Source organism: Vibrio sp. D54 (assembly GCF_021728075.1).
Taxonomy (GTDB): Bacteria; Pseudomonadota; Gammaproteobacteria; order Enterobacterales; family Vibrionaceae; genus Vibrio; species Vibrio alginolyticus.
This window is the reverse complement of sequence record NZ_JAKKCS010000014.1, coordinates 106,652-122,945: the sequence shown is the minus strand read 5'-3', so window position 1 is coordinate 122,945 and position 16,294 is coordinate 106,652. Positions and strand designations below refer to the sequence as shown.

The window sequence follows — 16,294 nt, the reverse complement described above, 5'->3', positions numbered from 1 at the left end:
CTAAGTCAAAAAAGGCAGAGATTTAAATGGCACAAGCCGAGTTTTCATTGCAGGAAAAAGATAAGAAACGACTGATAAAAGATCGTTTAGTTCGACTTGCAGTGACATCCGGTGGTGTCGGCGTACTCGCGGCGCTTATTTTGATCTTTGTCTACCTCGCCATGGTGATCATTCCGCTTTTTTCTGATGCGGAGATCAAAACCAACCAAGCCATTCGAGCCACTCATATTGAAACACCACTTGCGATTTCAGTGGATGATTACGCCCAGCTTGCGTTCGTCCTAACCCAAAGTGGTGAGATTCAATATTTGTCGATGGACGAGCCTACGAAACCTGCGGTGTATACACAGCAAATCGTCCAGAAACCCGTCGCTTTCTCTCAATCTGCTCCTGGGCTAGGTTGGTATGGATTTGTTGATGGGCAGGGTAAAGCGAACCTTTTCAAGCCAGAATTTAATGCCACGTTGAGAGAAAATACACGTCCTCCGGAAGTGATTGAGCTAGACACCAGCATGGATCTGACACTAAGTACGCCTCAAGATCCTGTGACTCAGTTTGTATTCGCAGCTTCGACGCCCTTACCAACGGTTGTTTGGCAGACACAAAGCGGTGAAGTGAAAGCTCGCTGGCAAGTGGCTTCGTCTTTGGGTACGCCTCCTACAACGATTGATTTTACGTTCTCTTCAGGTTTTGATACGCCTCAGCAAATGTTATTGACACCTGACGGTGAAACGCTTTATTTGCGCGATGGCTCTGAGTTGATCGTGTTAAAGAAAACCGCACGTAAATTTGCTGTGCGAGAGGTGGTCGATCTCACTCAAGGTGATAAGAAGCATTCCGTTCGTACGATAGACTTATTGGCTGGTGCTTACTCGCTTTTGGTGACGCACAACGATGGTCGGGTGTCGCAATGGTTTGATACGCTGCAAGAAGAAAAACGCACGTTAACGCATATTCGTGATTTTAAATTGGCGTCAGAGCTTAAGTATTTGTTGCCGGATTCTCATCGAAAAGGATTTTATAGCTTTTACACCAACGGCACGTTGCAAAGCCATTATACAACCAGTGAAAAACTGGTGTTGTTTAAGCGTGCGTACAATCAAGCGCCCGCAATCGCAGCAATGTCTAACAATGAACGCTACTTAATCACTTGGCAAAATAATGCGTTAAATGTTGCGGAAGTGGACAATGCCTATCCGGAAATTTCATTGTCTTCATTATGGCAAGAAGTGTGGTACGAAGGGTATCCTGAGCCTGAATTTGTGTGGCAATCGACTTCGGCGAGCGATAACTTTGAGGCTAAGTTCAGCCTAGTACCTATTGCGTTTGGAACGATAAAAGCGGCGATGTTTGCGATGCTGTTTTCAGTACCGCTCGCAGTGCTAGGTGCTATTTATACGGCTTACTTTATGTCGCCACGCATGCGTCGTGTAGTAAAACCGTCGATTGAGCTAATGGAAGCACTGCCGACGGTGATCATAGGTTTCCTCGCGGGATTGTGGTTCGCGCCTATTGTCGAAGATCATTTGATTACGATCGTCGTTATGCTGTTTGTTTTGCCCTTGAGCACCATGATTATGGGCGGGCTATGGGCATTAATACCGCAACCTTTGCGGAATCGTCTGCCTAATGGTTGGCATGCTTTAGTGCTCATGCCTGTCATATTGGTACTGATTGGGCTTGGAGTGTGGATTTCGCCTACGATTGAGCAGACGTTCTTTGGTGGCGATATGCGCTTATTCTTAACCGAGCATGGTATTGGTTACGATCAACGCAATGCATTGGTGGTGGGGTTAGCGATGGGGTTTGCTGTTATCCCGACGATTTTTACCATTGCCGAAGATGCCATTTTCTCTGTACCGAAGCATTTATCGGATGGCTCTTTGGCATTAGGGGCCACGCCTTGGCAAACTTTAATCTATGTTGTCTTGCTTACTGCAAGCCCAGGTATTTTTTCTGCCATTATGATGGGCCTGGGACGCGCTGTTGGCGAAACCATGATTGTGTTAATGGCAACGGGCAATACGCCATTAATGGATTGGAATATTTTGGAAGGATTGCGCAGCCTGTCGGCGACCATCGCCGTTGAGTTACCAGAGTCGGAAGTTGGAAGTTCGCATTATCGCCTGCTGTTCCTAGCTGCATTGATTTTATTTGTGTTTACGTTTGCAGTAAACGCGCTTGCGGAGTGGGTTCGTCAGAGACTGAGAGATAAGTACCGTGCGTTGTAATAATGGTTTGAATAAAGAGCGAGTAATAACGTGTTAAATTGGATTCGTTCTGGCGCACCGTGGATATGGCTAACAGGCGGTGCAGTCAGCATCAGTTTGTTGTCGGTATTAGGGTTGTTACTCCTTATCGGCTGGAAAGGCCTGACTTACTTTTGGCCAGCGCCCTTGTATCAGTGGAATGTTGCAGCGCTGACTCCTGTACAAGGTGAAGTGCTACATGAAAATACTATTCTGATTGGTCAAGTGTATGAGCGCAGCTTTGTACCGAAGAGTTATTTGCCTGAAAGCGCAGCACAACAGTTAGAAGACGATGAAGATTTTGCCACGCGACTCAGTATCAAAATCGCTAACCGAGAGTTGTACCCCGCCGATTTTATCTCCGTATTACAAATGCAGTTGGATGAGCCCACGACGCCAAAAGAGTGGGCGGTGATAGAGCGCAGTAGCGGTGGTTATTTCTTTGGTAAGCTGGTGGCGTTTCAAGATGGCGATAATATATACACCAGTGATATTCAATCGATACTAAATAAAAAGCTTGATGATGCAGAAACTCTGCGCCATGAGATTGATTCTTTGGTGGTCGATCAGCTTAAAGAGCTTGGTTGGAAGCTAGAGCAGTTGCGATTAGAAAAGCGCAAGCATGAATTGAATGACACGCTGACAGAAAGCTTCTTAAAGGAAAATCAGACGAAAAAAGAGCAGATAGAAAAAGCGCTTGCGACGTTAGATTTGCAACTTGATGGTTTACGACTTCAGCTCTCTGACTATGCCTTGATTGCCGAGGATATGACGGGGTCACAAGTATCGATTCCGCTCGAAGATATTTTGGACTACTGGTATCCAAACCAAATGTCACTGCCTGATAAAGTCATGCATTGGGGAAAACAGGTTTGGAAGTTTTTATCTGAAGATCCAAGAGAGTCTAACTCCGAAGGAGGCGTGTTCCCTGCGATATTTGGTACGGTTTTCTTAGTACTCATTATGTCGATCATTGTGATGCCACTTGGGGTGATCGCCGCTATCTATCTACATGAATATGCTAAGAATAACGCTCTAACCAGAGTTATTCGTATTGCGGTTATAAACCTAGCGGGTGTTCCATCGATTGTTTATGGCGTGTTTGGTTTAGGTTTCTTCGTTTATACGATTGGTGCCTCTATCGACAACGTATTCTATGCGGAGAAGCTACCGGCACCAACCTTTGGTACGCCGGGTTTGTTATGGTCTGCACTAACTCTTGCCGTGCTGACGCTTCCAGTTGTGATTGTGACGACAGAAGAAGGTTTAACTCGAATTCCGAGCTCCGTACGACATGGCTCTCTGGCACTTGGTGCAACTCAGTTCGAAACGCTATGGCGCGTGGTTTTGCCTATGGCGACGCCAGCTATTATCACAGGTTTGATCCTTGCGATTGCGCGTGCAGCTGGCGAAGTAGCGCCACTGATGCTGGTGGGGGTCGTGAAATTGGCATCCAGTTTACCGGTTGACGGACAATTCCCTTATGTGCATTTGGATAGAAAGTTCATGCATTTAGGTTTTCACATTTACGATGTTGGCTTTCAAACCTCCAACATCGAAGCGGCGCGACCATTAGTTTATGCCACCTCTTTCTTACTCGTGACAGTGATTGTCGGGCTAAACTTAACAGCAATCAGTATTCGCAATAATTTACGAGAAAAATACAGAACGTTAGGACAAGATTAAGTATGTTTAATTTTGATAGTACATTAGGTTATGAGCCACCATTGGACGTTCATAATTTAACGGATGAACAAACAGCCATCTCAATCGAGAACCTTAATCTGTTCTATGGTCAAACTCAGGCGCTGCATGATATTTCGATGCGAATTCCCAAAGGGCGAGTCACCGCTTTTATCGGTCCTTCAGGGTGTGGAAAGTCGACGTTATTACGTTGCATCAATCGCATGAACGACTTAGTGGAAGGGTGTCGAGTCACAGGTAAAGTGCGTCTCCATGGCAAGAATGTTTATCATCCTAATGTCGATGTTGCGACACTTCGACGCCGAGTGGGGATGGTGTTTCAAAGACCCAATCCATTTCCTAAGTCTATTTATGAAAACGTAGTTTATGGCTTACGCTTACAAGGTGTAAAAAACAGCCGTAGTTTAGATGACGCAGTGGAGCGATCCTTGCGCTCAGCGGCGTTGTGGGATGAGGTAAAAGACCGCTTGCATGAGAACGCATTTGGTTTATCTGGTGGTCAGCAACAGCGCTTGGTCATTGCGCGCGCGGTGGCGATTGAGCCGGAAGTCCTGTTATTGGACGAGCCAACATCAGCGTTGGATCCAATCTCAACTTTAACTATTGAAGAGCTTATCAATGAGCTGAAGACTCAATATACTGTGGTTATCGTTACCCATAACATGCAACAAGCGGCGAGAGTGAGCGATCATACTGCATTCATTCATATGGGTAAGTTAATTGAATACTCTGACGCGGACTCGATCTTCACTTCGCCAATGAAGAAACAGACCGAAGATTACATTACGGGTCGCTACGGTTAAGTCGCGACTCTATACGGAATAAGGAACATCATGCACTTTGGACGTCATATTTCAGGACAATTTAACGTAGAGCTAGAATCGATTCGTACTCATGTATTAACCATGGGAGGCTTGGTAGAGCAGCAGCTTTCGTATGCTATTCAAGCCTTGCATAAAGAAGACATCGAACTGGCGCGTAAGGTTGTGCGTGACGATCATAAAGTGAATGCGATGGAAGTCTCGATCGATGACGCCTGTACACGCATTATTGCTAAGCGTCAGCCAACGGCAAAAGACTTGCGCTTAATCATGGCTATCATCAAAACGATCACGGATTTAGAACGCATCGGTGATGTGGCGACACGCATTGCTTACGTTGCCATTGAAAGCCCATCATCAAAAGAACGACAATTCCAAGTGTCGTTAGAGCCTCTCTGCCGTCAGGCAATTAATATGCTGCATCAGGTTTTAGATGCGTTTGCCCGCATGGATGTAGAAGCGGCAGCAGAGGTGCATAAACAAGATGACAAACTAGACGCCGAGTATGAAGCGGTGATTCGTCAGTTGATGACTTACATGATGGAAGATCCAAAAAATATCCCTAATATTCTGCAAGTGATGTGGTCTGCACGCGCGATTGAACGCGTGGGGGACCGCTGCCAGAACATCTGTGAATACATTATTTACTTTGTGAAAGGGAAAGATGTACGCCACCTAGGTGATCAAAGTATTGATGACGTACTGAAGTAACTGACTTCAACAAATAAACCAGCTTTTAGGCTGGCCTATTTATTAGAGAGAAGGAAAGCACGTTAATATTTATCAGGAACGAAGGTCTGATCATCAATGGGCGCTCTGACGTAACCTTCTTTATTGAGTTCAGGTAATTCGATGGGTGAGTACTCAAGTGCTTTGTAGTCAATCTGGCTTAGTAAATGACTGATACAGTTCAAGCGCGCTTTCTTTTTGTCATCAGAAGGGACGATCCACCAAGGGCAGTTTTTCGTGTCTGTATAGGCAAACATCTTATCTTTTGCTTCCGAATACTCCGCCCAGCGATGACGTGACTCTAAATCCATTGGGCTGAATTTCCAACGTTTGATCGGCGTATTAATTCGACCTAGAAAACGTTTTTCCTGCTCTTCGTCTGAAACCGAAAACCAATACTTAATCAGAATAATCCCAGATCGTTGCAACATTCTCTCGAATTCAGGGCAAGAGCGTAAAAACTCCTGGTATTCGTCTGGAGTACAGAACCCCATGACTTTTTCGACACCTGCTCGGTTATACCAACTTCGGTCAAATAAAACGATTTCACCAGCAGATGGTAAATGAGCGACGTAACGTTGGAAGTACCATTGCGTTTTTTCTTTTTCTGTCGGTGCAGGCAGAGCCACTACGCGACAAACACGCGGGTTTAGCTTTTCTGTAATTCGCTTTATCACTCCGCCTTTGCCCGCAGCATCACGTCCTTCAAACAGAACCACCACTTTTAACCCTTTGTGTTTGACCCACTCTTGAAGTTTTACGAGCTCAACTTGAAGGTTTTTGAGCTCCTTTTCGTATTCCTTTTTCTTCAATTTAGACATACACATTTCCTCACTCCTTGATAAACAATATGTTAGCACTCAAAAGCTATGCGCGTGAGGTTACGGTGGTCTATTTGAGAGCTGCTACGACATCGGTAATGGCTTGTGTACTTGTGATGGGGATTAAAAAATCATCGACATCGGATGCGCCCATTTTGCTTTGTTCAGCAACAAAGGTCATTTGGCTAGGGCGTGTGGTTTTGCCTGACAGATGGATTTCAGGAACTTGAGTGTCTTCTACTAACGCACGTACGTTACTCGCATTAACGCCAGCACCCGCCATGATTGCTATGCGTCCTTGGGCTTGCTTAACCAAAGCTCTAAGCACATCGATCCCTTGTGGTGCTGAAGGCGCAAGACCGGAGGTTAAAATACGTTCACAACCTAAGCTGATCACTTCTTCCAAAGCTTTTTCAGCGTCACGACACTGGTCAAAGGAACGATGGAAGGTCACGCCTAAGCCAAGCGCTTGAGCAAATTCACACAGCGCAGCCGCGTAAGGCATATGAATATCACCGTCTTGAGTGAGCACGCCGAACACGACACCGCTCAAGCCTGATTGGTGAGCTGCTTCAATATCCCAACGCATCATTTCGATCTCTTCTTCATTGTAGAAGAAGTCACCTTGGCGTGGGCGGATCATGGCATAAACTGGAACACTAGAAAGCTTAGCCGCTTGCTGCATAAAACCATAACTGGGTGTTAGTCCGCCTAAAGCCAAAGAGGAGCAAAGTTCAATCCGAGTGGCGCCGCCAGCAATGGCGTAGTGCAGAGATTCAATATTATCGATACAGACTTCTAGGTGAGTAACCACGTTCATTTATCCTGCTAACGTTACAAATAGGTGTTGTGGCTAAGATATTAACAGGGCAAGTAAGCAGAATCTGTATGGAGGGGATGATAAATAGAGGTAAAGTTTACGCTAAAGCGTTACCTCATTTTGGCGGTTTATCTGAAGGAAAAAGAAAGCCCAGAGCAGAGGCTCTGGGCTTTGATAGGACTTTACTTAGACTGATTGGCGTTTGCGGTTTTCCGCATTAGCTTTTTGCTTTATATACATCCAACCATCACACCCGTTGAGCTAGGGTGAAGGTCTATTATTTTTTGCCTAGGTCAGCTGCGTGCTCAGATAGGAACGCTGCAACACCTTTTGGAGATGCGTCCATACCTGCTTTACCTTCTTCCCATTGTGCAGGACATACTTCGCCGTGCTTCTGGTGGAAGTTAAGAGCGTCAACCATGCGTAGCATTTCGTCGATGTTACGGCCTAGTGGTAGGTCGTTAACTACTTGGTGACGTACAACGCCTTCTTCGTCGATTAGGAAAGAACCACGGAAAGCAACGCCTGCTTCTGGGTGCTCAACGTCGTAAGCTTTACAGATTTCGTGCTTAACGTCAGCAACTAGTGGGTACTTAACTTGACCGATACCGCCATCTTCGATAGCAGTGTTACGCCATGCGTTGTGAGAGAACTGAGAATCGATAGAAACACCGATTACTTCAACACCTTTAGCTTGGAAGTCAGCTAGACGGTTGTCGAATGCGATTAGCTCAGATGGGCAAACGAAAGTGAAATCTAGTGGGTAGAAGAATACTACTGCTTTCTTACCTTTAGTGAACTCTGCAAAGTTGAAGTTTTCAACGATTTCACCGTTACCTAGAACAGCTGCTGCAGTAAAATCAGGGGCTTGACGACCTACTAGTACCATTTTTTTGCTCCTAAAAAGTATGGTTAGCTCCAAACCGAATTCAGTTGTGTCGGTTTGGTTCGTGTTTGTACGAGACAAACTATAGTACAGATTGTAGTATTGAAAAAAGCGAAATAAATAGATTGAGTTAATCGAAAAAAACGATAATAACAAAACTCTTAACTCGATCACTGGAACGGCGGTAGATACAAATACAATTATGAATAAATGGCCCAGTTTGAAGCAGTTACACTATTTAGTCACACTGCATGAAACAAGACATTTTAGTGACGCTGCAGAGCGTTGTTTTGTCAGTCAGTCGACTTTAAGTAAGGGTATTCAAAACTTAGAGGAGTTGATTGGCTGTCCATTATATGAAAAGAAAGACAAGAAAAGTCCACTGGTTTTTACCCAAACAGGAGAAATGGTAGTAAAGCAGGGGCGAGAGCTGTTAGCAAAAGGGCAAGATTTGGTCGAGCTCGGACGTATGTGCCAAGGCGACGATATGCAAGGCCAGCTAAAAGTAGGATGCATACCAACAATTGCTCCGTTTTTACTGTGTGATTTGGTACAAGAGGTGAACTACCGTTTCCCACAACTGAACCTTTTATTAAGAGAAGACACGACGACAAACTTACTCCAAGCGCTCAGACATGGTGAGCTGGATGTGCTTATTTTAGCGTTACCAGTCGAAATTGATGGGATGGAAAGCCGAGTAGTGGGTAAGGATCCGTTTCGAATGGTTATAAGCGCTAATCAAGCCCAATCGGTCCCTGTGCCGATTCGTTACGCGGATTTACCTGACGAATCCGTCTTTCTACTAGAGAAAGAACATTGCTTAACGGAACATGCGGTATCAGCGTGTAAATTAACAGACAAAGAAAAAATCAATCCGTTTACGGCAACCAGCCTCCATACACTGGTGCAAATGGTTGCGAATGGTTTGGGAACAACGTTCATTCCTCAAATGGCTATCGACCATGGCTTGCTGCATAACCAGAATTTAGTCGTGATCGATCCTCCAGGTAAACAAGCTTATCGCGAAATCGGCTTAGTTTGGCGTCCGAGCTCGTCAAGAACGAAAACATTTAATCAACTTGCAGAAGTCGTTTCAGAGCTGCTTTAGCTATTAGTATTAGCCCTTACTTCTCCATTATTTATCTAAAAGCGCACTGGAAACAGTGCGCTTTCTAGTATTTTATTCTGCTGGTAAACTTTGACTTGTAAAATTTTACAGCTCTTCTTTGATGAAGCTTTCATAAAATAGTGAAATTTCACAATGTTAATTTTACACAAAGCCCTGCATGTCTTGTTTGACCCCTGTTTAAATCCATCTCTTCAGCCCTTGTGAGTACAAGGTGTTTGTTTACCTGTCAATATTCATACGCTTGTTTGAAATTACAAAGCGACTTTAAATTTAATGTAATTTTATTACGTAATAACTTACAAAATAAGGCGCTTGATAGATGGTTTTTACCTTGCGGAATAAAACTTTGAATTTTCTGTTTTGTTTATATTAGGGGTTTCACTAAACCCTTTGTTGATATAGCTTATTTAAAGGCCGATACGACTTATGTCTAGATTGAAAATACACGTAGCATTACGCAATCTATCGGCATGGCTAGACGAGTTGAACACAAAGTTAAAGGATGTAATTTGTTGTTCATAACTTACAAATGTAGCTTTACGCTGACTGCCCAAGATTGATAAAGCACGTTAAGGATGAATGATTATGCTTGCTCAGACAGAACAAAAAACACAACAACTAAAGCAAACCCAAGGCATGCTTGAGGTGAATGGAGTCGTTGCTCCAGAACATCAAGCAATTTTCCCTGTTGAAGCCCAAACCTTTTTATCTCTACTGTGTGAAAAATTTGCCGGACGTGTTGAACAGTTGCTGGAAGCAAGAGAAGAGAAGCAAGCACGTATTGATGCTGGTGAGCTACCAGATTTTCTACCAGAGACACAAGACATCCGTGAAGGAAGTTGGAAGATCCTAGGAATCCCACAAGATCTGCAAGATCGCCGTGTGGAGATTACCGGACCAACTGACCGCAAGATGGTGATTAACGCACTGAATGCGAATGTAAAAGTGTTCATGGCAGACTTCGAAGATTCAATGTCTCCTGCATGGAGTAAAGTGCTAGATGGTCAAATTAACTTGCGCGATGCTGTTAATGGCACCATCAGTTACACCAATCCTGGCAATGGCAAACATTATCAGCTGGAAGATGACCCAGCGGTGTTGATCTGCCGTGTTCGCGGCCTTCATTTAAAAGAAAAACACGTTACGTGGCACGGTCAGATCATTCCAGGTGCGCTATTCGATTTCGCTCTGTATTTCTATAACAACTACAAAGCGTTACTTCAAAAAGGCAGTGGCCCTTATTTCTACCTTCCAAAACTGCAATCGCATCACGAAGCGAAGTGGTGGAGCGAAGTGTTCCATTTCACGGAAGACTACTTCGGTTTGGATACAGGCACCATCAAAGCGACGGTGCTGATTGAAACCTTACCAGCGGTATTCGAAATGGACGAGATTCTGTTCTCGCTTAAAGAACACATCGTTGGTTTGAACTGTGGTCGCTGGGATTACATCTTTAGCTACATCAAAACATTGAAAAAACACTCAGACCGAGTACTGCCAGATCGCCAAGTGGTAACGATGGACAAGCCATTCTTAAACGCTTACTCGCGATTATTGGTACGTACTTGCCATAAACGAGGTGCTTTCGCGATGGGAGGAATGGCCGCATTTATCCCAGCTAAAGACCCGAAAGAGAATCAAAAAGTATTAGACAAGATCCAGACTGACAAATCGTTAGAAGCTAACAACGGCCACGACGGTACTTGGGTGGCTCATCCAGGTTTGGCTGACACTGCTATGGAAGTCTTTAGTGCTGTGCTGAGTGAACGCACCAACCAGTTGGATGTGAGCCGTGCAGAGGATGCGCCTATTACAGCAGCTGAACTGCTTGAGCCTTGTGAAGGCGAGCGCACTGAAGGCGGAATGCGCCACAATATTCGCGTTGCGCTGCAATACATCGAAGCTTGGATTTCTGGCAATGGTTGTGTGCCGATTTACGGACTGATGGAAGACGCAGCAACGGCAGAAATCTCACGCGCCTCTATCTGGCAATGGATTCAACACGGCAAGTCGCTAGACAACGGATTAAAGGTCACTAAAGAGCTGTTCGAGCTCTATCTCAAAGAGGAGATTGAAGTCGTGAAGCAAGAAATTGGCGAGCAGCGCTACCATGAGGGTCGATTTGAAGAAGCAGCAGACTTAATGGCAAGGCTCACGACGAGCGATGAACTGACCAACTTTTTGACAGTTCCTGGTTATGACTACCTGGATTAATAAAGAATAACTGTAACACCAATAACGTGAAGGATTTTCAAGGCAGATAGGGAAGTACTGCCTGAGAACGGAAACTCAACGCACACGCATAAAGTGCAAATTATAAAGAGGGATAGACCAATGACTAACTTAACTCGCCGCCAACAAATTGAAGCTCTGGAAAAAGACTGGGCAACTAACCCACGCTGGAAAAATGTGAAGCGTACTTACACTGCCGAGGAAGTGGTGGAACTGCGTGGCTCTATGGTGCCTGCAAACACAATTGCACAACGTGGTGCAGACAAACTTTGGTCACTGGTCAACGGTAGTGCGAAAAAAGGTTACGTAAACTGTCTTGGTGCGCTAACGGGTGGTCAAGCGGTTCAACAAGCTAAAGCAGGTATTGAAGCGATTTACTTGTCAGGCTGGCAGGTAGCGGCGGATAACAACACCGCCTCGACGATGTATCCAGACCAATCTCTTTACCCAGTAGATTCTGTACCGTCAGTAGTAAAACGCATCAACAACTCATTCCGTCGTGCAGACCAAATTCAGTGGGCTGCTGGTAAGACGCCTGAAGATGAAGGTGGTATTGATTACTTCCTACCTATCGTAGCGGATGCTGAAGCGGGCTTTGGTGGTGTGCTTAACGCTTACGAACTAATGAAATCGATGATCGAAGCCGGTGCCGCGGGCGTTCACTTTGAAGACCAGTTAGCATCGGTGAAAAAGTGTGGCCATATGGGTGGTAAGGTATTAGTTCCTACGCAAGAAGCGGTACAAAAGCTCGTTGCAGCTCGTTTGGCTGCTGACGTAGCGGGTACAACAACATTAGTTATTGCTCGTACTGATGCGAATGCGGCGGATCTCATTACTTCAGATTGCGACCCATATGATAAAGACTTCATCGAAGGTGAGCGTACTCAAGAAGGTTTCTACCGCGTTCGCGCGGGTATCGACCAAGCGATTTCTCGCGGCCTGGCTTACGCACCATATGCAGACCTAATTTGGTGTGAAACGGCTACGCCATGTTTGGAAGAAGCACGTAAGTTTGCAGAAGCAATTCACGCTGAATACCCAGATCAATTGTTGGCGTACAACTGCTCGCCTTCATTCAACTGGGAGAAAAACCTAGATGCAGAAACCATTGCTAAGTTCCAACAAGAGCTTGCAGACATGGGCTACAAGTACCAATTCATCACGCTAGCAGGCATTCACAACATGTGGTTCAACATGTTTGAACTGGCACACGCTTATGCTCAAGGTGAAGGTATGCGTCATTATGTTGAGAAAGTTCAGCGTCCTGAATTCCAAGCGGCTGAAAAAGGCTATACGTTTGTTGCGCACCAACAAGAAGTAGGTACAGGTTACTTCGATAGAATGACCAATACTATCCAAGGTGGCAACTCTTCAGTGACAGCATTGACAGGTTCGACCGAAGAAGACCAATTCTAATTGGCAGAGAAACACTTCCTTAATCAGCGTCAGTAATGGCATTTTGAGCGGCAACCCTGCCGCTCTTTTTTCGTTTAACCGGTGTAAAAACGAAACTTACAACAAAGAGAATACGCTTGCGTACTATTCTTCCTGCTCGATTTCTTCAGGTTCCACTTCTTCTTGTAGTTCCAATAAGTTAATCGCAATCGTCACGAAGTCACTATCAGTAATAATGCCGACCAATCGACCTTTGGTGACAACAGGTAGACAGCCAACTTTATGCTTTTGCATATAGATAGCGCTCTCTTTGAGCCCCGCGATAGGCTCTGCCGTCATGATATTGGTGTGCATCATTTCGTAGAGCGGTGTGTCTAAAGTAAAAGATTGTTCAGCCTCATCTGGGTGCAAGCTCGATTCTTGAGCAGCAAGAATGTCGCGTTGAGTCACCAAGCCTTGTAAGTGGTTATTGGCATCAACAACCGGAATGTGTCGAATATCAAGCGCATCCATCATGCTTTTTGCATCACGCAAGGTGTGCGTGCGCAGTAATGTATGAGGATTACGAGTCATCATGTCTTCAACCTTGATCATAGAGACCTCCAGCGGCATTGTCCTTCTCTTAAATATAGAGAATATTTTTCTGTATATCTGGGAGCTAACTCGTTTTTCATCAATTAAATAGCACAATGCTGATGGGCTGCGTAATCTGTGTTTTATTGGTGTTTTTATTAATTTGAATAAGTCGGTTTGTGTGCGAGTCAGTTGGCATTTTTAGTTGATATTGAATGTGTCCCCAAGGTAATCCAATGAATTGAATCGCACATTTTTATTCGCTGGATGTTCCAAGATTCTTCTCTCGAAGAAGATACGTCCAGGCTTACCAAATTGAAGACAGCAACCTAGATGAAACGAACAACGTGTAACAAACTTATTGCGCTGGCAGTGGCGGCATTCAGTGTGCCATCAACACAGGCGATTGTGTTAGGAGATGAACAAACCGATCCTGTTGACCGCGTTACTTTGCGAGCAAGTAATATGGCAGAGTTTCCGCTGTGTGGTGGAACGATGCTGACAGAGCAATGGGTACTGACTGCGGCGCACTGTGTGGTGATGGGACAAGGAACCAATGAAGCAACCTACTATGTGACCCCGCCGGGTGAGCTGTCGGTGAATGCGAATGTGTATGAACTTAATTCTGCAGGGCTTGATAACTTCTATCCGGTGTCTCACGTTGTGGTTCATCCGGATTACACCCGGATTTCAAAAGCTGAGACCGACAGTAATGGCAACGTGAAACCTATCCAAACCGGTTTAGATTCAGACATCGCGTTGCTGTATCTCACGCGCCCAGTGGCAAACGCGAGCTTTGCTGACCTAGCGAGTAAAGTTGACATGGAGAGTATCGAAGCACGTTTGGCGGCGGATTGGAACGATAATTACCTGACCAATCAACGTGTCGAAAATGTGCAAGTGTTTGGATGGGGGGCTACTCAGCCGGATGCTTCTGAACCTTCTAATACGCTCAAAACCACCATTAGCACATTTTTACCCATCGACAAATGTTATGAGCGTTTAGAAATTGGCAGCAGTTTTCCGGGGATCATTGATTCAAGAGACAACCAAACCAAAATTTGTACGCTACCAACACAAAACCATGTATTGGAGCCAGATAGCCATACTCAATATGGCAACTCTGCATGTAAAGGTGACAGTGGTGGCCCGTTGGTCGATGTGGCGACCGGCAAACAAATTGGTATTGTTAGTGGCGGCCCCCTTATTCTACCAACGTGTGGCTCTTTGACGATCCCAAGTTTCTACACCAAGGTGAGCCACTATTACGACTGGGTACAGTCTTACATCACTGCCGATGCGCCACCAAGTCGTTACATCATTGCGCCGAATTTTATCAAAAGTGCTAACAATGAAAGTGGTGACAATAAAGAGTGTCACGATGGCATTGCGACCAATAACTGTGATTTCAAAGGCTCAGATGATGAAGGTGGCAGTCTAGGGTTTTGGTTATTGGGTTTATTCGTGCCGTTATTCTTGTGGCGAAAGCGTGAGGTTTGATAGGGCGATTGGAATGCCAAACTAATAAGCAGCGGTATACGTTGCTTTGCTTTTTTCATGTTCTCTCTTTGGGGCTCAAATTAAAAATAGTGCCAAGTAATCGAGGCTTTTCACGTTTTATTACACTCTTCACCATGGCTTTTACTGCTATATTCTGGTGATTTGCTTGCTATTGCAGCATGTAAACATATACTAGTCTGCTGCGAAAAACTCGTCGCAATTTTATCGTCGCCTAGACGTGATTTGACCAATAGATAAGACAAGTAACATGCAAGTATCAGATTTCCATTTCGACCTTCCAGATGAACTCATCGCTCGCTACCCTCAACCAGAGCGTACCGCTAGCCGACTGCTGCAAATGGACGGCAATACCGGAGAGCTCATTGATGGCACATTTACTGATGTATTGGGCCAAGTTCAACCCGGTGACTTAGTGGTGTTTAATAATACTCGTGTTATTCCTGCTCGTCTTTTTGGCCGCAAGGAATCGGGCGGTAAATTAGAAGTGCTGGTGGAGCGCATGTTGGATGAGAAAAGCATCCTCGCGCACGTTCGTTGCTCTAAATCACCAAAACCAGGTACAACCATTATTGTTGGCGAGAATGATGAATATTCAGCAGAAATGGTTGCACGCCATGATGCTTTATTTGAACTGAAATTTAGTTCTGATAAGACGGTACTAGAAATTCTGGAAGAAATCGGCCATATGCCGCTTCCTCCTTACATCGACCGTCCAGACGAAGATGCAGATAAAGAGCGTTACCAAACGGTATATAATCAAAAGCCAGGTGCGGTTGCGGCACCTACAGCGGGCCTTCACTTTGATGATGTTCTCTTGGAGAAAATCAAAGCGAAAGGTGCAGAGTTTGCTTACGTTACTTTGCACGTTGGGGCGGGTACATTCCAGCCGGTAAAAGTGGAAAATATCAACGATCACCACATGCATGCCGAGTACGTAGAAGTACCACAAGAAGTCGTCGAAGCAATTAAAGCGACGAAAGCGCGTGGCGGACGAATTATTGCTGTTGGTACCACATCTGTGCGTTCACTTGAAAGTGCAGCGCAAGACGCATTGCAAAAAGGGACTGAGCTGGCCCCATTCTTTGGCGATACTGAAATCTTTATTTTCCCTGGTTACGAATATCAGCTAGTGGATTGCTTGATCACAAACTTCCACTTGCCTGAATCAACACTGATCATGTTGGTGAGTGCATTTGCTGGATACGAGAACACCATGAATGCTTACAAACATGCGGTGGAAAACAAATACCGTTTCTTCTCGTATGGCGATTCAATGTTCATCAAGAAGAAAACAGCGTAGTTAAAAATAGATTTACGAGTGCTAGCAGTAAGCTAGGAAATAAAGCATCCATTGCTTTGTCTCTCGCAAGGAAAAGCGACCGCTCCTTAAAGTAGGGTAGAGCCCTAAACACTC

At 45.0% G+C, this 16,294-nt stretch carries 13 protein-coding genes; 9 read left to right on the top strand and 4 right to left on the bottom strand.

Going from position 1 to position 16,294, the window contains the following annotated elements; translation table 11 throughout:
* Nucleotides 1-26 precede the first annotated feature (26 nt).
* The 4 genes from L3V37_RS17500 to phoU are packed head-to-tail and all read left to right on the top strand — an operon-like array spanning nucleotide 27 to nucleotide 5,485.
* Complete coding sequence (locus L3V37_RS17500; RefSeq protein ID WP_047102164.1) at nucleotides 27-2,231, top strand: ABC transporter permease subunit; 2,205 nt, start codon at nucleotides 27-29, stop codon at nucleotides 2,229-2,231.
* Nucleotides 2,232-2,261: 30 nt separating this feature from the next.
* Nucleotides 2,262-3,935 (top strand): phosphate ABC transporter permease PstA, encoded by a 1,674-nt coding sequence (gene pstA / locus L3V37_RS17495; RefSeq protein ID WP_085569935.1) that lies wholly within the window; start codon nucleotides 2,262-2,264, stop codon nucleotides 3,933-3,935.
* Between the two features lie 2 nt (nucleotides 3,936-3,937).
* Nucleotides 3,938-4,756 (top strand): phosphate ABC transporter ATP-binding protein PstB, encoded by an 819-nt coding sequence (pstB, locus tag L3V37_RS17490; protein ID WP_005381745.1) that lies wholly within the window; start codon nucleotides 3,938-3,940, stop codon nucleotides 4,754-4,756.
* Nucleotides 4,757-4,786: 30 nt separating this feature from the next.
* Entirely contained in the window at nucleotides 4,787-5,485 is a 699-nt protein-coding gene (gene phoU, locus L3V37_RS17485) for a phosphate signaling complex protein PhoU (RefSeq protein ID WP_005381744.1), read from the top strand.
* Between the two features lie 62 nt (nucleotides 5,486-5,547).
* Here phoU and ppk2 read toward each other — a convergent pair whose 3' ends face one another.
* From ppk2 to L3V37_RS17470, 3 genes are all read right to left on the bottom strand, one after another.
* The gene (ppk2, locus tag L3V37_RS17480; RefSeq protein WP_237306680.1) at nucleotides 5,548-6,324 is read right to left on the bottom strand and encodes a polyphosphate kinase 2; all 777 of its coding nucleotides are present in this window, start codon (nucleotides 6,322-6,324) and stop codon (nucleotides 5,548-5,550) included.
* 70 nt (nucleotides 6,325-6,394) lie between these two features.
* Nucleotides 6,395-7,144: a copper homeostasis protein CutC gene (locus L3V37_RS17475; protein WP_064376914.1), complete on the bottom strand. Its 750-nt coding sequence runs from the start codon at nucleotides 7,142-7,144 to the stop codon at nucleotides 6,395-6,397.
* 277 nt (nucleotides 7,145-7,421) lie between these two features.
* Entirely contained in the window at nucleotides 7,422-8,033 is a 612-nt protein-coding gene (locus tag L3V37_RS17470; RefSeq protein WP_005381738.1) for a peroxiredoxin C, read from the bottom strand.
* A gap of 199 nt (nucleotides 8,034-8,232) precedes the next feature.
* On the opposite strand from L3V37_RS17470, the gene L3V37_RS17465 reads away from it, so the two are divergent.
* From L3V37_RS17465 to aceA, 3 genes are all read left to right on the top strand, one after another.
* Nucleotides 8,233-9,138, top strand: coding sequence for a hydrogen peroxide-inducible genes activator (locus tag L3V37_RS17465; protein WP_005383681.1), 906 nt, complete (start codon nucleotides 8,233-8,235; stop codon nucleotides 9,136-9,138).
* Between the two features lie 606 nt (nucleotides 9,139-9,744).
* Complete coding sequence (gene aceB / locus L3V37_RS17460; RefSeq protein WP_237306679.1) at nucleotides 9,745-11,373, top strand: malate synthase A; 1,629 nt, start codon at nucleotides 9,745-9,747, stop codon at nucleotides 11,371-11,373.
* A gap of 120 nt (nucleotides 11,374-11,493) precedes the next feature.
* The gene (gene aceA, locus L3V37_RS17455; protein ID WP_005381733.1) at nucleotides 11,494-12,807 is read left to right on the top strand and encodes an isocitrate lyase; all 1,314 of its coding nucleotides are present in this window, start codon (nucleotides 11,494-11,496) and stop codon (nucleotides 12,805-12,807) included.
* Between the two features lie 123 nt (nucleotides 12,808-12,930).
* On the opposite strand, the gene L3V37_RS17450 is transcribed toward aceA, so the two are convergent.
* Entirely contained in the window at nucleotides 12,931-13,380 is a 450-nt protein-coding gene (locus L3V37_RS17450; RefSeq protein ID WP_017820562.1) for a CBS domain-containing protein, read from the bottom strand.
* 312 nt (nucleotides 13,381-13,692) lie between these two features.
* Here L3V37_RS17450 and L3V37_RS17445 point away from each other — a divergent pair, with 312 nt between their 5' ends.
* Together L3V37_RS17445 and queA are read left to right on the top strand one after the other, a co-directional pair.
* Nucleotides 13,693-14,859, top strand: coding sequence for a trypsin-like serine protease (locus L3V37_RS17445; RefSeq protein WP_042521159.1), 1,167 nt, complete (start codon nucleotides 13,693-13,695; stop codon nucleotides 14,857-14,859).
* Nucleotides 14,860-15,127: 268 nt separating this feature from the next.
* Nucleotides 15,128-16,180 carry a tRNA preQ1(34) S-adenosylmethionine ribosyltransferase-isomerase QueA gene (queA, locus tag L3V37_RS17440; protein ID WP_005381728.1) on the top strand — a complete coding sequence of 351 codons (1,053 nt, stop codon included), beginning with the start codon at nucleotides 15,128-15,130 and terminating at the stop codon, nucleotides 16,178-16,180.
* Nucleotides 16,181-16,294: the final 114 nt, after the last annotated feature.